The sequence below is a fragment of the Spirochaetales bacterium genome (assembly GCA_016930085.1).
GTDB lineage: Bacteria > Spirochaetota > Spirochaetia > SZUA-6 > JAFGRV01 > JAFGHO01.
This window is the reverse complement of record JAFGHO010000057.1, coordinates 61,747-83,436: the sequence shown is the minus strand read 5'-3', so window position 1 is coordinate 83,436 and position 21,690 is coordinate 61,747. Positions and strand designations below refer to the sequence as shown.

Here is a 21,690-nt window from a genome sequence, read left to right as displayed (position 1 = left end):
ACCGTCGGATTCAGTCAGTACTTCATTCATACCATATAAATATAGTAAAAAAGATGCCTCGAGGCCAGTAATTTAGCCCGGTGTCGGATTTTTCTTGTAGCGTGAAACATGATTTGTAAGCGGCAATGACCGGCGTTTGTATCCGGGGATGCAATCATCCCTTCAAGACACGCACTAAGCTTCCCGTTACCTCTATTCTTCCATGAACCTGTTATAGACATTTTCTGCGGGAGGGGTGCCGCGATGTTCGCCGGAGATCTCAATATCACCGGCTGAACGTTTTTCTTTACGATTGCGGCATATGATTGCCTTCACGACATTCCAGCCCAATTGCCCGTTGTGCGCCATGCCGGTAATTTCCTCCAGTGCGGTACGGTTTTCATAGGAAACAGGCCTGTAAGGCCGTTTTGAAATGAGTGCATCATAGACATCGCATACCGCCACGATCTCGGTTACCAGTCCGATATCCGGAATCCCCCGGGGATAACCCGAGCCGTCTCTCCGCTCGTGATGATCGAGTGCAACATGGGCGGTAATGTGGTGGATATCCTGTTGATAATAACTCAGGAGTGTATATCCCGCGATCGTGTGATGTCTCAAAAGGTCACGTTCGGCAATGGTAAGGGGTTTCTGTTTTTTAAGAATATCGAGAGGAACGCAAATTTTACCGAAATCATGATATGGTCCTGAGGTAAAAAGGCTGTTTTTTATCTTTTTGTTTTTAACAAGATCCTCGGCAAGAAGTGTCGTCAGCGCAAAAACAACGAGGAAATGACGATACGTGTAATAATCGTTCTTCCTGAAAAAATTCAGAACATCAATAAAAGATACAAATACACGGATATTATTCATGATCCTGAAAAGATGAATCATATCTTCGCTGATAAAAATCAAATTATATGGGAACTCAGAAAGTTCCCGATACAAATCCTTTTCCACCGTATCATGTGAAAGCAGAAGCCGGGTTTTTTGAGATTTTATCTTTTTTGAAGAAATGACCCGCTGTACGTCTTCTTCTGTAAAAAGACTACCTTTTGAAAGCAATTCGAAATTGTCCGGCGTATAGACCGGGTACTGCAATACAATCCCTTTCACACAACGTCTCCACCTAAAAATAATAGGTTAATTCCGTGCCATAGTCAAAACTATTTTTTCGGATATTACATTTTTATATACAAAGCCGGGAAACCGAGCGAATCATATCATTTAAAAATAACTCGGGAAGATTAAAAAAAGCTTGCAATATTCATTATAATATGCTAACATGTTCCGATTCGGGCGTATAAATAACGGTATTATAAAAATAAAGAAAGTATTTCAGCACAATAGGGCGATTATATTTTATAGAGAGACACATTATCAGACAGGTATTTCGATATGGGGCAAAATTCGGTAACGAGATTATACCTGTCGGGATGAAGTTTTTTTACGATGATATAATTTATTCCAGGAGGGGAAGACTATGAAAAAATGGATGATTCTCTTGAGTGTGGCGGTGGTCATCCTTGCATTGACGGGATGTGACGTGGAAAATGAAAAGGGTAACGATATACCCGCATACATTCCCATATTCGGGATAGATGGGGGCTCGGCGGGTAGATCAATTCAAGCCGATGCTTTTTCCGAAACGGAATTTTCCATTCTCGCCTATACACCGATTTTCAACGGACTAAAAAGAAATACAGCGAATTATTCTGCCGGAGACTCTTTTGATGTCATTCTATGGAATGCCTCACTGGCTGTTGATATAGAAAAGAATATCGATACTTATCTCTTTTCAGGTGAATTTTCCGACGGATCAGGGTTCTTGAAAGTGACGATTAATGAAACGACAAACAAAATATCATATGTACAGGGAATCGAAGCGAATGTTATCTCTGATGGAAAACCGTACAAGGTACTCGTCTACTATTGCATTCCGAACGGTAATATCGAAGATATTTCCATGCTTTCCATTCATTCACATTGTATCGCTTTGTTGATCTGTGAAACTCCGGACGGCACCGTTGCATCGTTTTCGGGGGGTGAAATTTTTATTGCAAATGATCCGTCGGATCAGCCGCTCGATATTTCATACAGCACGATTGCCGGTTTTTTAGGCTACGATATACGACCTCTTCCGGATATCGGGATTCCCGTTGCCATTTCTTCACTCAACAGGTACGTCGAATTATTGAAAAAAACATCGGCCGAATGTGTTCCATGGAGTCTCGACGCGATTGATCCGGCCGGACTCGAAGATTTTCTCTATTCCTATTATTATGTCGTGTACAGAAGAAGGACAAATCTGGTAGGCATGGCCCGAGGTGAACTCGAATCATTCGGCGGACTCTCATCGATCGAGGGAGAATGGTGGGCAATAGGCGGAAGCGCTACAGGAACATTTACAGGGCCTGCCTGGACGATGCTTGACGGGAAGTCATATAACAGGTCAGTCCTTATCGACAACATTGTGCCTATCCCGGAGTCTTAAACGGCTGTCGGGCCTGACGTTGGCCGCGTGGTGTCGTATTCAAGGGAAAATGCATACTTATTCTGATAGATCCGGCTGAAAATATTTTCGGGGGTGCGGGGTGGGTGGTATATGCATGTCATTAAAGGCGATACTATAACAATTCAAATCGGTATGCAGAAACTCGATCTATCGATGCATTCCCTCTGAGAAATACACATATGCACTTTGATGAAAACACTTGATTCGGCATACCGCTTCCTGTTACTATGAATCCGCAATCACCATGAAATGCATCATCATTCTTCTACCGATATTACTTGTTTCATCTCTCTCTCCGGCCGATGGGATTGAAATAATACCGGAACATACCGGCATTATTACATCCTATCCGGGAGAAAAGGTGACACTTGTTTTCGAAGTCAGGAATAACACCAGAGAGACCCGAACCTTTGAGTCGGAACTGATTCTTCCCCCGGCATGGATATCTCCCGAAACCGATCTTCCGTTTGAACTGAACGCCGCATCATATCAAATAAAAACCATAGGGTTTTACATACCCGAACAGACGCCGCAAGGATCGTTTGAGGTCGGTTATGTCATAAAAGACCGTGATAACGGGCTGTTCAGAGAAAAAAGGACGATAACGGTCACCGTTTTACCCGTTCTTCCCGTGACCGTAACGACTGCACCCCTTCCTTCCTGTGTTTTTGCCGGTGAAGAAATAATCACATCGTTTACAATTAAAAACAATTCCTCCCGTGTTGTACAAATCGAATTTTTCCTCTACAGTTCACAAAACTTTCCACTGTATCTTCTTAACGTCGGATCGACCATCCTGACACTTCCCGGTTCCGGTTCCGTCACGGTGGATGTAGTGGTCGAAACAGACGCATCGATGACACAAACAATAAAGCACACCCTGGAATTATCGGTTTTTTCACGCGACAATCCCCCCGCCGGTCTCTCGGCGGACAGGCCGCTTACCGTAGAAACGAACGTGGATGTTATCAGTCTGCTACCTGAAAAAGCGGTGGTACCGGGTCATCTGTTTCCCGTGCGGATATCGATCCGACACACCGAACAAGTCATCGATCGGTGGTACGGCGATATTGAAGCGACCATTTCCGGTGCGGGATCTTTAAACGCGGAGAAAACTCATCATCTCGATTTCCGTCTGCATAAAATGCTCGAAATTCCCGTTACCGAACAAGAATTCTCATCGTATCCGATAATTGACGACGAAGACGAATACAGCCTGCGGTATTATTCCGATTTTCTCGATCTTTATCTCGGAGATCATTTCTATTCCGTTTCCCCGCTCACCGAACAGTACTGTTACGGAAGGGGGGCGGCCGCAACACTTTTTTTCGGCAGTATCGGCCTGATGGCCCTTTTTCATCAATCTTTGTGGGATGAACCGGTAGAAAATCATACGGGCGGTTTCATCACCTATACCCTCAAAGATTCTCTTTATCCGGACGGGTATCTTTTCAAGGCCGACATTCACTGCTTCGGCAGCATCGGAGCCGTACCCGGCACCTCCTCCGATATATTGTTCGATTATTACAAACCTGATTTTTCCGTGGGGGCGGCCGTGGAGTATTATCCGCTAAAGGAACTGCATCTCTCTTGTGATCTTGATTCGGGCGGTTATCTCGAAGATGACAATGACTGGGGTTATGCCTGGCTTTGTGCGGGGGAGTATAACGGTGATCTCTTTCTCGGGGATATCATTTTCAGTCAGACCCTCCCCGGTTTCCCCGGATTTTATTCCGATGAAATTTCATTTTCGGCGAACGGCGGTGTGAATCTTTTCAACAAGAGTCTCCGGCTTTCCACCGGCTATATGCAGAGTATCACTCATGATACGCTTGGTGAAGAGGTCATCACAACGGAAAATAAGCGGATAAAATGCGGATTTCACTTCAACAACACTGATACATTCACCTACATCTATTTTATGTGGGCACTCACTCACAGTATGTGCCGTTCTTACTATGAGGAACTCAATAACAGTTTTACGCTGGTGGTCGATCAGCCGGTCGGATTATTCGCACTGAACGGATTCGCGTTTCTTGAAATCATAGACGACGCTGAGGTCTCCGGATTGCGATTGAAACAACAATACACAGCCTCTTTATATTACACCCCGTTTGAAGCGATTACATTCGGCATTTCGGCGGGCTTCATCGACCATAATCGAAAGAAATCGACCATCTATGTTCCTGAAGACGAAGAAGAGGGTGTGGAAGATATCGATATCAAGGCAGGCCTTTCCATCCGTTATCGATTCGATTCCTCAAGATCCCTGCTATATACTCTGCTTTACAATTATTCGGAAGATTATGATATTTCGATCGAACGATTCTCGAAACACGAATTGAGTTTTTCAGTCGGATATTCATTCGGACTTGACGTTCAGACAGGTAAAAAAACCGTAACATCTCCCGCTCCGATTCAGGCGGATAATTTATCTGACTAACGGTCTGTTTTCTTGTATCACCGAACGTATTAAAGAAAACTGAAGCCTGTACTTCCGCATGAGACCGTCATCCGGAACAATATCGTAAAAATTACCCATCATGTCGTCATTGAAGAGATTTCCGAATCCGATAACGCCGACATGTCCCTTACCATGCCGTTTCCATGAGGCGACCGGTCTGCCGGAAACGGTCCCGAATGGCGTCCCGCCTTCGATCGTCAAAGCGGAGACTGAAACGGAGGTCTCCTCCCCTTCTCCGTCTTCGAGCATCCCTTCGACAGTCTCTTCCCTGTTCACTTTCATGCCGAATGGTTCGAGAAGCCGGTTTGCGGTCGAATCCGTATTACGGCTCGAATCAAGAATCAGAACCTTTCCACCGTTATTTACATACCTTGCACAATCTCCTGCGAATTGAGCGGAAACCTTTTCATCCGGGTAGAAAAAAACTGCGAGATCTCCGTCAAAGACATCTCCCGCATAACAGCGCTTCGTGAAATAACCGAGCCGCAATACCCACAATTCGAAAATTCCGAATCCGTCATCACTCATTTCGATGAATCCGCCGTTTCCGAGTGTCGTATTGCAGATATTACGGTCGATGGTTACCTGAACGTAATCCCGCTGCTTTTCCGGAAATTTCACGGTAAAACCGTGAATGCTCCCAATCGCCGTGCTGCAGACACCCCAGAAAAAAAGAATCGAGGCAAAAAGCAAAACCCATTCCCTGAATCTGAAACGCAGCAGTAGATAAATGGCGATGCCGAGAAGGAGACTTCCCGCGATAAAGAGGACGCCCCTTATTTCGCCGCATGGATTCCGCCGGTTGCACCACTCGATCATGCCGAGCCACAATTCGCTGATGCCGGGTTCAAAAGCGCTGAAATTGGAAAAAACGGTTGAATCGGTAAAAGCGGCAACCCGGCCCTTGCCGTACCGTTTGGCCAGAAGCTGGATGAACGCCCCGTAACGGACATCGGAATGATCGACCACCTGGGGATAAAAATTGCCCATGTGATAATCGGCAAACAGGCTTCGCAACCCGGCGGCACGGATGACGGCGCGTCCGTCAGGGGTGTTTTGTTTGATCGAACACGATACCTGAAACCGGAGGGAAAGGATGTGTTGAATGATCGGGTGCGGGATCCGTGGTACGTGGAATGTTTGTCTGAACTCATTATCGATATCGATCAGGCTCGTGTCCTCGAACTCGAATCCGAACTGTAACGCCACGGTATTCAGATGGGAACTTGTCCTGAAGACATCTGTATGTTCCGCGATGAGAATGAGGCCCCCGCCGTTCCGTACAAAATCCGTTATTTCCTTGATCTCCTCCGCCCCGTATTTTTCTTCGGGTACCTTGAGAATAAGAACATCGCAATCGGCGAGCGCCGTTGCGGTAATGCGTTCCTCCAGTCTGGCGATGTTATAATAGTGTGAGGTATAATCATATATGCATGCGTAATTGTAGGTGGACTTTTCCCCGTACCATTCGGTGTCAAAAGAACGTTCGGTCGGTTCCCAATCGGTATGATATTCATCGATCAATACCCTGCCGTCATTACGTAAACCGGAAGGATCATAGAAAATACCCGTGCAAATAAGGATTACTGAACAGATTGTTGCGAGAAGGGGCCCTCCTGTGCGTATTGTCAGAAGCGAACGAAGTATTCCGTTATTATTGCCGGTTTCGGGCATCGGTCTGAGTCTCACGCAGTAAACGGCAAAAAGCAGGGGAAAAATAAGCAGGCCGATGAATACCCACTGACTGAAGAACTGGTTCATAAGGTTCAATACTTCTTCATATTCGACCAGTAATGCCCGATTGAGAAACAGGGCCAGCATGATCATGCTTCTGAGCGGTATCCATATACATATCCCGATGACGAAAACACCGAATTTTCTTACTACGAAGACGATTTCCCCGGAAGTTTCCTTCTCTCTCCGCCAGGCAACGAGATGAAAACAAAAATAGAAGATACTTCCCGCAATGAAGGCAAGAAGGACGGGATCGAGTATCAGTTCCCATGTCGCGCCGAGCGTGTGTATTTTCCTCATGGTAAAGAGGGAAATACCTGCCGTGGTGACGCCCGATTCGAAACCCAGCATTGTCGCGAGGCCGTTCAACAGGTCCGCTATTATGCGGGGAAGCTCACGGAAAGAGGCGGTAAATGTTACATAAAGCTCGAGTGCCACCGCCTGGACGGCCAGAAGAGCGGAGGCGAAAATGAGTGTTTTTGCGATTCGTGCTGCGTGCGGCAGTATCAATGATAAAAACGGCGCGATTTCAGGCGAGCATGTTTTCGGGTCACGGGGCAGGAGACCGGCCGCGAGATGAATAAGAAGACCGGTCAGTAAAAAAATCGGGATGATTGTATACGGCCATGGGAGAATGAAGATAACGGGAAGACTTAATGGTATGCCGATAACCGAAAAAGGCCGTGACGGTAGAGAAAAATCAAGTTTTGAAATAAAGAAGAGACCTGCACCGACAGCTAAAAAAAATAATGCGTATATCGGTCCATGATAGAACGTTATGCCGAATGCCCACGCGCACGATAACAGGGCAATCCCTATCCATACTCTTTTCAATCGTTCTCCTCGCTTTCATGCCACCGGTGCGTTTTCAGTTCGCGCATCACGGGGCAGCCGTTCAATCCCCAGCGGAACGGGGATCGGGCGGGATCCACATCGGCCTGTCCTCACAATAGCTCAGCAACCACCGCCAGAAATGAATATTTTCGCGCATTCCTTCAAACGGTTCGCCGCTTTCGCGTTCAAGATTCTGATTTGTCGCAAACCAGGTATCGCCGATAAAAACAACCTTACCCTTTCCGAATCTCCTCAGAATGATCATCGGATAATCATGATAGCCGTATGCGAGTATTTCCGAGTTCCGGTCTTCACACATCACGGGCCAGCCCGCATAGAAGCGGACAAAACAATAATACTCGCCCGTCGATAAATACGGCGATTTGAAAAATCCCAGGGGTTCGGGCCGGTTTTCCTTTACGATATGTTCTTCCGCTTCCGTGTACATGGGATGGTAGTCAAAACCGAATGCCCCGAGTAATCCCTCACATCCGAACCGTTCTTTGTAGCCGGCGTTAATAATAAGAATGAGTCCGTCATACACCATCTCCTTGAGGCTTTGTATTTCCTGTTGGGGTATGGTCGATTGCGGTGCGATACAGACAAAAAGATCCGCCTGCTTCAGTTTCTCCTCCTTGAACTCAGGCAGGGTAAAGTTAAGATACCCGTTTCTGAAAAGGTTGAGAGAAAGTCCCATGGTTCCGTCCGGCCGCCATGATTCTGCGCTCGGTGTATTGTTGTGTGAAAAATCGATATACGAGATTTTGATCCCCGACCCGCTTCTCCTTTTGGGATAAATGTCAAATCGTGCGTCGTTGATCCGGAGAGCGACAAAATGAGGGACAATAAAACCGATCGCACACAGAGCGACGGCAAGAGGATCTCCCGAAAGCAATAAAACAACGGCCAGGACTATTGCCAGGACGGCCGCGAGACCGAACCTGAAGGAGAAACTCCCGCCCGAGCCTCTGTTCGACAGGTACGCGAAAAGCCGGCCGACGAACGGATGGTCGCCGATAATAATACCGTTCGATAAACTCGATGTATCGCCGAATACCACGATTCGACCTTTCCCGACGCGCTGTTCGGCTACGAGTACCAGGTCTCCGAGTTTCTCGCCCCCGTCGTAGCGGGAATTTCCCATCATTGACGGAGTTTCGGGGTTCCCGATATCGGCATATCCCCATTTTCCGATCACGAGGGGCCGTGCCGGAAACCGGACATCGAGTGACGCACCGACGACAATTCCGAACTGATTACGGTCGCAATCGATCCCGGAAGTTATCGGATGGGCCAATGTTTCGTATGAATGAAGCCACCCGCCGACGGCAAATAACGTTGAATCAAAATTGAGGCCGATCGCCGATGGTTCGATCACGTCATTGATTCTGTCTCCACCGTCGGACTCCATGACAGTGTGTTCGCCCATAACCAAAAGCGATCCCCCTTCCCTGACAAATCGCCGGATACGTCCGAGGTGTTCCGGGCTCCATGGTTCGTTCGGATAAATCAGAATGAGAAGGTCAGCCCCGCTGAGATCGTCTTCCGAGAGATCGGGCGAAACGAGAATATCGGATCCGATACTGCTGATAAAATCCGGAAGGTTTCCGTACATACCGATCGAAAGCCTGCCGTAATCATTGTGCTGCGGCCGCAACCAGTTTAGATAACCTTTTTCATGGATGACAATCTTTTTCCCCTCACACGATGAGTTTTCATAAAACAAGTGTAACAGCAACGATATGCAGATGACCAGGGGAACGGTAATAAAAATACTGTTTCGCTTTTCTCTGAAAAACCCGGCTATCCCGTTTTTACCGCGTTTCATCGAAACGACCGTCCCGTTCCAGTCAGTCGATCGATAAAGCAGCACCGATAATGTTCCGTGAATCAGAAGTGCCGCGAGCGGCAGATTCCAGGGGATTGTTTTTTTAGCAAAGAGGGCAATGCCGGACACCGGCTCTCCGCCGCTTTCGGGAAAAAGATTCAACAATGCAGGTACATACGAAAGTATAATCAGATAGATGAAATGGCATGCCAGAATGACACCGATCCATATCAATCCTTTTTTAACTTTTTTTCCCGAATGATGAAGCAAACAGAGTGCGGTCCACGCCATTGTGAGAAAAAGATAGTCGATACCGGCGAAGGTAATTCCCGTTTTAAGTTTGTTTCCCGTCATGAATCCGGCGAATCCGCTTATCAGCGAAGAAAACGAATCCATAAAAAGCCAGAAGGCACCGCTCGAAAGAAGGACGAATCGATATAATCCATAACAAAAAACAACAAAGGAGAGGGAGAATAACACCCGCCGTTCTCGAATTTCCCGGTTGAAAGCAGTCGAAGCGATAACCAAGGCGCATCCCGGAATAAGGGCAGCCGGCTGTCCGATAAAAAAGAAGAAGAAGGTGAGAATGTATGCCGAAACCTGAATGAGAATATATAATCGCCTGGGTTTTCCGGCCGCCAAAGAGACAACAACAATTGCCGTTATCAAGGTCATGGCAATACTATTCTGTAGCGGATATACCAGAAACCCCGTCGACCCTGAAACGATCCAGCAGATAAAGAAACTCAGGATAGTAATTCCAATGAGGTACGGGTTATTTCCTGACAGCCGCGGAGCCCGCTCTTCTTTCACCAGCACATACTACCGGCACAAACGGCTTGAATCAAGTACTTTTTTTATATTTGGTCCGGACTCCCTTCCGAACCAAAGCGTATGTCCATCAGCCGGTCCAATACCCGCAGGGGATTACGAAGACGATAAAAAAGGGATTTGCCTGAACGATAATTTCATTCAGACAAATCCCTCACATATATCCTGAAAACGATCTCAATAATTCAGACCGACATACGACATCGCCGCCGGTTTATTTTTTCCGGCTATTTGACAACGGTCGGACATTCGGAAACAACCGCCGGACAGATTTCATCATTCGCAAGGATAATTTCCCGCTCCGCGGAAACGTCCTTTTTTATCAGTGGTTCTGCAGCGCTTTCCTCTTTTATATCGATGATGATCGGACAATCGATGACCGGACAGCGTGTCAATATCGTCGCCGCCGGGCATTTCGTGTCAACAGAAGGACAGCTGGTCACCGTCACGGGACATCGTGTTTCGACCATAGGGCATCGTGTCGCCTCATCCGTCAAAGCACATGATGTTAACAAGACCGGGCATCGTGTTTCGGTAAGCGGACACTTCGTTTCGGTCATGGGACACCGCGTTTCGGCCACCGGACATTTCGTGTCCGCGATCGACAGGAGACATTTTGTCTCCACAGACGGACAGCGGGTATCGACAACAGGACATTTTGTGTCCGCGACCTCACTGCATTTTGTAAGGACGATCGGGCAGCGGGTTTCGGCCGCAGGGCACTTTGTCTCTGAGATCGACAACAGACACTTTGTGGCGACAACCGGACATTTCGTCTCCGTCAGGGGACATTTTGTTTCCACTACCGGACATCGGGTCTCCGCTACCGGACATTTCGTATCGACGGCTTCACATTTTGTCAGTGTCGCGGGACAGCTTGTTTCAATCTGCCTGCACCGCGTATAATACGGCGGACACTTTGTCTCGACAGCCGGGCACCGTGTATCGGCAATCTGGCATTTCGTGTAATATGCGGGGCATCTTGTTTCGACAACCGGGCATCTCGTCAATACGGCTTCACATTTTGTGACCGTAACAGGGCATTTCGTTTCAGCGACCGGACAACGAGTCAATGCGACCGGTTCAACAGTCAATTTTCCGATTTCCAAAGCCGTCGATTCTTCTTGATCCTGTGCGAAAACAGCCATACCGCTTATGAAAGAAAGAATGAGAATGATACATACACACTTTCTGGCCATTCTTTTAAGCCTCCTTCCAACATTGTGTATTATTCTTTTATTTGGTTAATTTCTCTTTTTCCCGTTAATCGTGCATTATTATACATTGTTTTTTTTAAAAGTCAAAGCTTTTTTTTGCTATAATCGTCATTTATCCGATTTTATTTATGCGTGGTGCATGGGGAGGCGGTCTTTCTCATGAATGTGAAATCACGGGACGACTTAAGTCACATTACTATTTATTGACCAGTGCAGACTCTCGTCCGATCCTCATATTATTTGATCGAATTCTTTCGTCATAAAAGTGTGCCTTATGCGGATAGTATCCCGAAAGAAATTGATAAAACCGGTTCTCCCAGTCGATGACTGCTTCCACATCCCGTTCCATATGCTGCGACGACGAAGAGAGATACATATGACGTGTATTGATCGCGTCGGGTTTAATACGATCACGAATCATCATGCAATTTTCATTCGTGATTTTACCGCCGACGGACACCGATTTCCCGTAAAAACGGGCGAATGCAATGATTTGTTGAGAGATAACCGTTATTTCTTCATCGTCACATTGTCTTCCAAGTGACGCGGATAAATCCGTGCGCCCGATGGTAATATGTTCCAGTGAACCAAAGCAAGATTGAGCCGCCATGGCCTTGAGTGAGTAAAACGCGGTAGCGGTCTCGATATTAATTGCAAGCGAGCATTTGACCTCTCGGTCGATCTCCCGAACCGTTTCGATAAAATTAGACAGTGCGTATGCGGATTCGATCATAGGAGCCAGTATTCTATCAACGCCGATGTCACAGACGAACCTTATGTCGTTTCGGGCTTCGGCGCCCCCGATCTTTACCGTCATGGGAAGGATATCTCTGGAAACAGCCCGCATAAGCCGCAGTTCACCAAAGGTCATGTCCTCGACCTCGGTTCCCCCTTTGATCCCGATGAGTGAATGATTTTCTGAAAGGGAAATGAGTCGTTTTCGGAGTTCTTTCATCATTCGGTCTCCTCCTGTCGTAAAACCGGTTGTATTCCTCTTATTATTGTTCGGTAAAAAAGGCCGTTTTCATTATCCTTATCCATATAAAAACCATTTCCGCTTCAACCAGGGCAAATCCGCGGGACACCACACCGATACCGGCGTCCGTCTACGAGTAAAGTATAATTGATATGGAAAAAAAAAAACATTAAAATAAATTTTTTTCCGCCCGTAGATCTTCGAAGTCTTTTATATATGATGGGTTTTTTCTACAATAACAATAAGTAAATAACGAGCATTTGTCGTTACGGCGGTAAATATCCCGTACGCAAAAGAATGACTTCTCCCGGAAGTTCTACGGCGTATGTCAATCGGCGGGGACATCCTTCCCGTGAGAGATTCGGGCCGTCCGGGTGCGGTTTTCCTTTGCGGCCGATACGTAGATGTCAAGCAACCGGTTGTAATACCGATCCGCGTTGAACGTCTCCTCAATAAATGCACGCGCATTATTGCCCATTTCGACAATCTTCTCCTGATGTCCGCATAAATATTCGATTTTTCGCCGTAAATCCACATCGTCGCCGGGGGTAAAGGTAAGGCCTGTGTATGAATCATGGCAAAAATCCTGAATACCCCCGATTCTCGATGCCACGACACATTTTCCGAGGGCGAATCCTTCAAGCAATACAAACGGGTTGTTTTCATGACATTCAGATGGAAGGATAAAAAACATCGATTTTCTGATTTCATTATAAAGGGTTTCGCTGTCGAGGAACCCCAAAAACCGTATGTTTGAAACCCGATATGTTTCAATCAGCGATTTCACGTGCCCCTCGAACGGACCGGTACCGATAATTTTTAAGGTCACCCCTTTTATATCCTTTACCGCCTTGATGAGCGTGGCCAATCCTTTTTCCCATGAAAGCCTGCCGAAATAGACAATCGAGGCTTCCTCCCATGATGTCCGCGGCTCAAAATCATATGGATTGATAAAATTCGGTATATATATAAACGTCCCTTTGAAGCCCATTTCCTGTATCTTCTCCATCATAAAGTGCGAGGGACAGATGAACGCCGAAACGGATGAATAGGAAGGCAATATAGCCGTATGCAGATAATTTTCAAGCATGACAATAAAGCTCTTGAGATATGAATCCTTGTGGCATTTTTTTAACACACAATTAAAATATCGCTTTTTTTTGCATGCATCGCAAAACCTGCCGCGCGATATAAGCTGGTAAGCGGGACAAACCAGTTTATAATCCAGTAACGTCATCACAACAGGAATACGGCGTTTTCTGAGTTCATACATGACCGATGGAGAGAGTTGATGCGCGATATTATGAATATGAGCGATATCGACATGGTAATCGTCGAGCAGCCGTCCCAGTTTCCGCCGGGTGGAGCGGGAATACAGTAATCGCACCGTTTTCATGACTGATTCCATAATGCCGCCTGTCTCATGCAGATTAATATATGAAGCGAAATAGTCGCTGTAGGGCGCTTTGATATTGTCAGGATGTTTCATGGAAAAAAAAAGGGTATTATGCCCCCTTGAGTGGAACATCCTGTCAAGGGTAAAAAGCAGTGTCTCCGTACCTCCCGTCGGATAGAAACGGGAAGCGTCCGTGACGACATTCCCGCTGTGCGTAAAAGGATAGAATTTATTGATATACAGAATATTCATCCGGATACGTTTCCGTCATAAACTGTAAGGTATAAATCGGCGACGAGAAAGATCATATACAAAACGTATTACTTTTCGGATGGTATAGTCAAGCTTGCCCCCGCTCCCGAATATCGGCAAAAAGACCGCATCATAAAAAGCTCATAAAAAAAGAGAAACAAAAACAAAAAAAAATCGGGTGATTGATTTTTTTATTATCGGTGCTATACTATGCAACAAAATTACAAACAGCCTTAAAAGAATACCAGTAACCTTCACAACAATAAAAGGCAGCGTCGTTATACACCGATACTCCGTTTTACAGGTTATACCGGTTTCAACATCGACAGGAAGACAAGGAGGTGGATCATGGCAGGGGATCATATTCAGACAACAATCATAGAAAGCATGCCGCAAAAAACGCCCGAACAGGTAATGAAACTTTTTAAAATATATCCGCCATCTATACCCGCGTGGGTATCGTTGCCGCAACGTTCGTATAAAGAACACATGATCACTCAATTCAGCGAAGGATTTCCCGGCATCAGGTTTGATGAAAATAAAATGAAAATGGTCTATGAGGAAAAAAAAGATTACGCAGCATCGATGAACGCTTTCTACGACGCTTATATAAAAAGAAATCTCGATTATTTTTCGATATCACGGGATTATGCCTCGGTCCTGCATCTCTTCATTGATCTCCTCGCCGAAAAGGAAAAAAAGCTTCCGGTCGTCAAAGGCCATATTACCGGGCCATTGACCTTGGGGCTTGGCATTACGGACGAGGCCGGGCGTGCGCTGTGGTTTGATCAACGGTATCAGGATATCATTATAAAAGGTCTGACGATGAAAGCACTCTGGCAGGAAAGGCTTCTCAGGCGGTGTGCGGAGAAGATCATCATATTCTGCGATGAACCGATTCTCTGCGCACTCGATTCGCGGATATATCCGGGTATTACCGATGACGATGTGATATCATCGCTGAACGAAATAATCGGCGAGTTGAAAAAGAACGGGATAACGGTCGGTTCCCACTGCTGCGGGAATATCGACTGGGGGGCGCTTTCCCGCACCTATCTCGATATTATTTCATTCGATGCATGGACATACGGGAAAAAGGTTGCCCGCTATGCAAAAGACATCAATCTCTTTCTCAAACAGGGCGGAAGTCTGGCCTGGGGACTTATTCCGACACTCAACCCGGCCCGTCTTGAAATGATCACAATCGAAAGTATCAAGGCGTATTTTCTCGAACTGCTCGATCTTTTTGTCAAAAAGGGTATCAAAAGGGACCTGCTTCTTGAGAGAATGATAATTACACCTTCCTGCGGCATGGGAAGAACACTCTCTCACGAGGAATCCGAACATGTCCTCCATTTACTTTCCGGATTGAAAGACAGCCTTATATTCAGTTAATATCATCCATGCCGATTTCATCACATCTCTTTCATCTCACTCATATTGCTTGACAATCGGGCGTAATTATCTATCATTTAAGTTGTGCAGAAAACACAACTTATCACAGACACGCAAGAATCCGTCGCAGCGAAGATGTTAAAAGCCATGGGGATCTGTCAAACAACAGGATACGGAGTATAATACCATGAGACTTTCCTTAATTGTAAAAATCGGTATTGGTTTTTTCATCATCTTTCTCACCCTCACCGGGATATATATCATACTCACCTATATTCAGCTGATATATTCCGATTTTGAAGATGATTATTACACGTTTCAAACCTTCTACAGTCATTTCAACCAGCTGTTTTATCTTCAAAGCCTTTTTTTCATAAATTTTGAAACGAACGAACATGAAAAACTCAAGGAGTTTATCGGTGATATCGAAGGAGATTTCAAAGACCTCCTTGAAACGGATTCTTACAAAAACGACAAGGAGATCAAGCTTTTTACGTCACTCATCAAGGAAAATATCGATGTCTTCGTCATCCGGTTCGCGGCGATTCTGGACCGTATTGAAACCTTCGGTCTCGAAAACATGAAGTATTACGCCCTGACGCTAACGGAAAACGAACAACAGGTAAAAAGCGTCATTTTCGGAGAAATATCCCTGTGGATCAATAAAGCCGAGTCGGTAAAAAAGGATCTCGAATCGATATTCAGGGTACTGGATAGAGAAAAAGCAAAACTGAACGAAATCAAACTCATCTATAACAATATACTTCTTGTCGCCGGTGTAGTCGTGAGTTTCATCGTGTCGCTTTTTATCCTCATCCGGTTTCGCATATCGCTTTCACATTTAAAGAACTCCGTTACCGCCCTTGCCGACGGAGAAGGCGACCTGAGGAGAAAAATCGAAATAACCTCAAGGGACGAAATGGGAATGCTGGCCATCGACTTCAACCGGTTTATCGAAAAAATCAAATCGATCGTCATGAAAATCAAATCCACCTCCGACGTGAATATGAATATCAAGGAAAACCTTTTCAAGTGCGCGACCGATGTGGGTGAAGTGCTTACCGGCATATCGGGAAACAGTGAAAACATCAACAACGTCGTCAAGGACCTCGACAGCCAGATTTCCCATTCAATCGACGTTATTTCGGGAATTACTAAAAACATCGAGGAACTGGACCGCCAGATCAGCCTTCAGATGCAGTCCGTCAGTCAATCGAACGAATCGGTGGCGTCGATGGAAGCATTGATAACGGAGGTGGTCACGATAACCCAGCAGGAACAGTCCGACATGCAGCGCCTGGTGGACGTTATCCGAAACGGAAACGAACGGCTTCAAAAAACAACGGCCATTATCGACGATATCGCGGAGCAGGTCGACGGCTTGCTTGGGGTGATCAATCTCATCAACAATATCGTGGATAAAACGGGGCTGCTTTCCATGAACGCATCGATCGAAGCGGCACATGCGGGAGCGGCCGGGAAAGGTTTTGCCGTTGTCGCCGGCCAGATCCGAAAACTCGCCGAATCGACGGGAAAGAACGCAAATGTCATATCCTCCACACTCAGGAGCGTCGTCGATTCGATCAAGGAAGCCTCATTGGTCTACAGGGAAAGCAGTATCACGTTCCAGGAAATACGCAAGGGGATTTCGGGCATTGAAAAGGCCTTTGGAAAGGTCAATACGAGTGCGGAGCGGCTTGCATCCGGAGGGAACCAGATCAAACAAACCATGGTAACCCTAAACGATATCTCGACGATCGTCAGGGAGGGTTCCTCCGGCATGAAAAGCGGTGCCGAGCAGATTACCTCCGTTATTGACAACATCAGTACCATGTCGCAGAAGATGATCTCGATGACCGGCGATATCAACGAAGCATTGCATACGATTTCAACGTCCATGACCTCGATGACCAATCTCAGTACCAAACTCAAGGACACGGTCGAACTTCTCAACAACGAGATCGACCAGTTCAAGACATAAAATACCGATATTATGTCGCGGCCGGTACCGCTTACGAAGTAAATCTCACAGACAAAATCCGGTTATCAGTCCGACATAATATTGTGCGATCACGAGGGCATCGACGATATCGATCGTTCCGCTGCAATTTGCATCAGCGCGGTTTTGATCGAATCCCGAAGGATTGAGTCCCACATAATATTGCGCGACAAGGAGGGCATCGACGATATTGACGGCGTTATCGCCGTTGACGTCCCCGATCGCCCCGGCCGGTGTCGGATCCGGTGTCGATTGTGACGTCGATCCTTTTACGGAAAACTCGTAGTGGGACGCCCAGCGTCCGGAAGCCAGGCCGGTATAAGTAATACGCACATACCGGGCCCTTCCGTTGACGGAATGAGTCCGTTGTTGAGCCGTTCCCCCGGCGTTTCTGCCGTCGTACAACATAGTGAAGCTGCTGTTGTTTGTCGAGCCTTCGATCGTGTACTGGTATGAATCGGGAAACTCAAAATGGACTCCCACTTCCGTAACGGTATACTCCTGCTCCAAATCGACCTTCCACCAGTGTCCCGTATTCCCGTCATTCGCGCACCAGCGGGTACCGGTCGATCCGTCATTACCGTTCGCCGCCCCGTTCCCCGGCTCTTCACTCGATGCCGAAGCCGGTTTTCCGTATGCGATATTGTCGGGATCGACGATAACCTGGCCATTGGTGACGATACCGGTCTCCGTATCGATTGAGATCGTATCCGAATAGGTAATGGAAATCTGATTGGAAGCGTTTATCGTAACGGGAAGCCAGACATACCGGGAGTCATTGACCGGACCGTCCCACGCACCGGCCCATCTGTCCCCCATGTAAAGGTATGAGGTCTTTTGCGAGCCCTGAACCGGCTGAATATAGGTCGATTGTGAATCAAAGGTTGTTCCGTTACCGAAATTCTGCCAGCCCGACCAAGACCCCGAAAGACTCGTTGCGGTCGAGTATTTACCCTGGTTGGGATCCCAGCCCGTCGCGCCCGAGGTGACGAGATAGTATCTTCCATTGTTTTTGAAAATGGCCGGCGCTTCACGATGATCGCCGTCGAAATTATAGATAAGTGCGTCGATATCGAGAAAATCGGAAGTAAGACGATAGATATGGAGATCGTAATTCTCGTTTGCCGCCGATATAAAGTAGGCCCTCCCGTCGTCATCGACAAAAAGGGTGCAATCCCTCGACATATGATTGAGGGGCCGAAAACTCCGCTGCCATGAATAATTGCCGTCTATCGTGTCGCAAACGGCAATGGCCGCCCGTGCCTGGCTGTAATCCGACCTGAGTTCCTTGTGCATCCACATGATAAACTTTCCCGTCTGCGGATTGTAAATGACTTTCGGACGTTCGATATTCGCGTCGGAGAGTTCGGAATGAGAAGAGCGGCGAAGGACATGGTTTCGAAACTCCCAATCCTTGAAATTCGACGACCGGTAGCAGGAAACGAGGAGATCTCCTTCACGATTTTCACCGAACCAGTAGTAATAACCATTGTATTTGCAAACGCCTCCCCCGTGCGCATGCAGGAGATTACCGCTTGTATCCCTGAACTGTTCTCCAACCGGTATCAGGACGGGTTCGCCGAAAAGATTGAGTGTAAAAAGAAAAAAAAGACCTGCAGCGACGGCGTTTATTGTTTTTTTCATTGGTATTTCCCCTCTCCGCCGGCTTTAAAGAAGCCGTGTTTTGTATTTTTTTAATTCATTTTATTCTTATTTTAGCGTGATGTCAAGAAAAACCGTTGTGATCAAAGATACGAGTGCCTTCATTGTTAAAAAACGGTTACGGAGATTCACGAACCCCGGCATACGATCGGGACGGGAATAAAAATCCGCGATTTGTGTATTTCATATTTGACGATTAAATCCGCATCCCTTATAGTATAAGCAGTGAGGAAGTAATGAACTCTAGCAGAACAATTGGCTTTCTTGTCGATTGGCTTGAAGATGAGTACCAGAACACGATCCTTGAGGGTATGGCCGCCGCCATCAAAGAGCATAACAGCCGCCTGATCTGTTTCGAGGGGGGGGTGATTGAATCCCAATTAACGTTTGAAATACAAAGAAATTTCATCTATGACTGGGCGACACCGTCTAATGTCGACGGACTCATTGTTCTTTCGAACTCGCTTTTCCGGGAAACAAATGTCGATCGAATCACATCCTTCTGCAGTCAATTTCATCCCCTTCCTCTTGTCAGTCTCACGGTCGACCTTGAAGGGATACCGTCGCTTTTAATCGACAATAAATACGGTATGAAAGCCCTGGTCGAACACCTTGTCGAAATCCATGGTTTCAGAAAATTTGCCTATATCGACGGTCCTGAAAAAAACAGGGATGCGGAAGAACGCCGCGCCGTTTTTTTCGACACACTCGCCATACACGACATTATTCCGGAAAAAAAGTCGATTATCCAAGGGGATTTCAGAGAGGAATCCGGATACCGGGCGATTTGCGAACTTTTCGAAGTCAGAAAAGTCGATGTCGAAGCGATCGTTGCGGCAAACGACAATATGGCAATCGGCGCCCTCGACAAACTCTCGAAACTCGGCAAGAACGTTCCGTGGGAGATCGCGCTGACGGGATTCGACGATCTTCAAGGCAGTAAATGGTCCTGCACTCCCCTGACGACGGTAAACCAGTCACTCTATGAACAGGGGGCGAAAGCCGTCGAGATGTTGATTGATATGATCGATGGAAAAGAAGTTCCCGATAAAATAATGATCCCGACAACCCTCGTCATTCGTGAATCGTGCAGTTGTTTCAACCGGTCTGTCATTGACTTTTCGACCATTCCCCATGCCGGACATACGATCCCGCATGCTGCGGGAATCAAAAAAGAACGGGGAAAGATAAAAAAATACATTATGCAGGCAGTCGAAAAAGCAGCAACAACCGAATCACCCGTTATACCGGACGCCGTCATCGATAACCTTCTCGATGCCTTTGAACGCTGGATAACCGCCAATTCTGACAAAAAAACCCTGAAAGTATGGAATTCCTCGCTGGTGGAAATTTTCAAAAAAGGTGGAACGGTCATGTTATGTCATCTCCTCCTCTCCGTGGTACGCGAAGCTCTCCTCCCCTATTTCATGAAAGGCGATTCCCTTCACCTCATCGAAAACGTCTTTCATCAGATGCGGATTCTCATAGTAAATCATGCCGTATTTTTCGAAAAGAAGAAATACTACGAATCCCACGAGGAAAATTCGACTATCAACAGATTCCGGGATGAAATAATACTATCGCTGAGTGAAGAACAGCTTATGGAGATGATACTGGAAAGGCTTCCCGGTCTCGGAATAAAAAGCTGTTACCTTGTCCGGTTTCTGGAAACGGAGGGCGACAATGAAAAGAATTCACGGCTCGTTTTTGCTTATACCGGCGACAAGTCACTCGATCTCGATAACGGTCAATCATTGTTCCCCTCCCACCTGCTTCTCCCTCCGCAAATTTTTGCTCAAAAGGACAATCATGTAATGATTATCGAAGCACTCTGGCATTTCGATCAAATGGGATACATTATTTTCGAACCCGGCCCCCTCTCGACGAATATATACGGTATATTGCGCAGAATCATTTCGAGCGCCCTGCAGGGGATGATCCTTTATGAACAGGTAAAGCGGCAAAAGAATCATCTGCTGTCGGAATCGGAACACCTGAATAAGAGTCTTGAAGAATTAAGAAAAATAATCCGTGCTTTTGTCGAGACAATCCGGCGGTCGGTCGAAGCACGGGACCCCTATACCGCTCATCACCATGAGCAGGTCGCGGATCTCGCACGGGCGATTGCCACGGAAATGGGATTGTCAAAAGAAATAATAGAAGGGATACGGGTTGCCGCATCCGTGCACGATCTGGGGAAAATTTATGTCCCCGCCGAAATTCTAAACAAACCCGGAAAACTCAGGGACATCGAGTTCAATCTCATCAAAGTTCATCCCCAGGTCGCCTATGAAATTCTGCAACCCATCGATTTCCCGTGGCCCGTTGCTGAAATCGTCCTCCAGCACCACGAACGCCTGGACGGTTCCGGGTATCCTCACGGCTTGACGGGTAAAGATATCATACTCGAGGCACGCATCATAAGTGTTGCAGATGTTGTCGTTGCGATGGCATCACACCGGCCTTACCGCTCCGCGCTGGGGCTGGAGACGGCTTTAGAAGAAATAAAGCGGTATGCGGGAGTACTCTATGATAAAGATGTCGTTGCCGCCTGTCTGACCCTTTTCATAGAAAAACATTACCTCCTCCCGCAATAATCGTCCGCCTG

12 protein-coding genes are annotated in these 21,690 nt (G+C 46.7%); 5 read left to right on the top strand and 7 right to left on the bottom strand.

Annotated elements, in window-relative coordinates:
- Positions 1-192: 192 nt before the first annotated feature.
- Positions 193-1,095, bottom strand: coding sequence for an HD domain-containing protein (locus tag JW881_09515; protein MBN1697740.1), 903 nt, complete (start codon positions 1,093-1,095; stop codon positions 193-195).
- A gap of 367 nt (positions 1,096-1,462) precedes the next feature.
- Between JW881_09515 and JW881_09510 the strand changes: the two genes are divergently transcribed.
- Together JW881_09510 and JW881_09505 are read left to right on the top strand one after the other, a co-directional pair.
- On the top strand, positions 1,463-2,473 hold the full coding sequence (locus JW881_09510; GenBank protein MBN1697739.1) for a hypothetical protein: 1,011 nt from the start codon (positions 1,463-1,465) through the stop codon (positions 2,471-2,473).
- 220 nt (positions 2,474-2,693) lie between these two features.
- Positions 2,694-4,937 (top strand): hypothetical protein, encoded by a 2,244-nt coding sequence (locus JW881_09505; protein MBN1697738.1) that lies wholly within the window; start codon positions 2,694-2,696, stop codon positions 4,935-4,937.
- Here the strand turns inward: JW881_09505 and JW881_09500 are convergent.
- The 5 genes from JW881_09500 to JW881_09480 form a co-directional block, all read right to left on the bottom strand.
- Positions 4,926-7,526 (bottom strand): hypothetical protein, encoded by a 2,601-nt coding sequence (locus tag JW881_09500; GenBank protein MBN1697737.1) that lies wholly within the window; start codon positions 7,524-7,526, stop codon positions 4,926-4,928. The genes JW881_09505 and JW881_09500 overlap by 12 nt on opposite strands.
- Before the next feature lie 61 nt (positions 7,527-7,587).
- The gene (locus tag JW881_09495) at positions 7,588-10,167 is read right to left on the bottom strand and encodes a hypothetical protein (protein MBN1697736.1); all 2,580 of its coding nucleotides are present in this window, start codon (positions 10,165-10,167) and stop codon (positions 7,588-7,590) included.
- Positions 10,168-10,412: 245 nt separating this feature from the next.
- A complete protein-coding gene (locus JW881_09490; protein MBN1697735.1) occupies positions 10,413-11,384 on the bottom strand; it encodes a hypothetical protein in 972 nt (323 codons plus the stop codon).
- 214 nt (positions 11,385-11,598) lie between these two features.
- Complete coding sequence (locus tag JW881_09485) at positions 11,599-12,360, bottom strand: hypothetical protein (protein MBN1697734.1); 762 nt, start codon at positions 12,358-12,360, stop codon at positions 11,599-11,601.
- Positions 12,361-12,706: 346 nt separating this feature from the next.
- Complete coding sequence (locus tag JW881_09480; protein MBN1697733.1) at positions 12,707-14,026, bottom strand: glycosyltransferase family 4 protein; 1,320 nt, start codon at positions 14,024-14,026, stop codon at positions 12,707-12,709.
- A 348-nt stretch (positions 14,027-14,374) separates the two neighbouring features.
- Here JW881_09480 and JW881_09475 point away from each other — a divergent pair, with 348 nt between their 5' ends.
- Together JW881_09475 and JW881_09470 are read left to right on the top strand one after the other, a co-directional pair.
- Positions 14,375-15,421, top strand: coding sequence for a hypothetical protein (locus JW881_09475; GenBank protein MBN1697732.1), 1,047 nt, complete (start codon positions 14,375-14,377; stop codon positions 15,419-15,421).
- Between the two features lie 187 nt (positions 15,422-15,608).
- A complete protein-coding gene (locus tag JW881_09470; GenBank protein MBN1697731.1) occupies positions 15,609-17,402 on the top strand; it encodes a methyl-accepting chemotaxis protein in 1,794 nt (597 codons plus the stop codon).
- 45 nt (positions 17,403-17,447) lie between these two features.
- On the opposite strand, the gene JW881_09465 is transcribed toward JW881_09470, so the two are convergent.
- Positions 17,448-19,064 (bottom strand): discoidin domain-containing protein, encoded by a 1,617-nt coding sequence (locus JW881_09465; GenBank protein MBN1697730.1) that lies wholly within the window; start codon positions 19,062-19,064, stop codon positions 17,448-17,450.
- A gap of 254 nt (positions 19,065-19,318) precedes the next feature.
- Here JW881_09465 and JW881_09460 point away from each other — a divergent pair, with 254 nt between their 5' ends.
- Complete coding sequence (locus tag JW881_09460; protein MBN1697729.1) at positions 19,319-21,679, top strand: substrate-binding domain-containing protein; 2,361 nt, start codon at positions 19,319-19,321, stop codon at positions 21,677-21,679.
- The last annotated feature ends 11 nt before the right edge of the window (positions 21,680-21,690 follow it).

Bases quoted from the DNA above. Each gene is read 5' to 3' on its own strand.
- JW881_09490 (MBN1697735.1), bottom strand. From the start codon at position 11,384: ATGGCCAGAAAGTGTGTATGTATCATTCTCATTCTTTCTTTCATAAGC.
- JW881_09470 (MBN1697731.1), top strand. From the start codon at position 15,609: ATGAGACTTTCCTTAATTGTAAAAATCGGTATTGGTTTTTTCATCATC.
- JW881_09485 (MBN1697734.1), bottom strand. From the start codon at position 12,360: ATGATGAAAGAACTCCGAAAACGACTCATTTCCCTTTCAGAAAATCAT.
- JW881_09510 (MBN1697739.1), top strand. From the start codon at position 1,463: ATGAAAAAATGGATGATTCTCTTGAGTGTGGCGGTGGTCATCCTTGCA.
- JW881_09480 (MBN1697733.1), bottom strand. From the start codon at position 14,026: ATGAATATTCTGTATATCAATAAATTCTATCCTTTTACGCACAGCGGG.
- JW881_09475 (MBN1697732.1), top strand. From the start codon at position 14,375: ATGGCAGGGGATCATATTCAGACAACAATCATAGAAAGCATGCCGCAA.
- JW881_09465 (MBN1697730.1), bottom strand. From the start codon at position 19,064: ATGAAAAAAACAATAAACGCCGTCGCTGCAGGTCTTTTTTTTCTTTTT.
- JW881_09460 (MBN1697729.1), top strand. From the start codon at position 19,319: ATGAACTCTAGCAGAACAATTGGCTTTCTTGTCGATTGGCTTGAAGAT.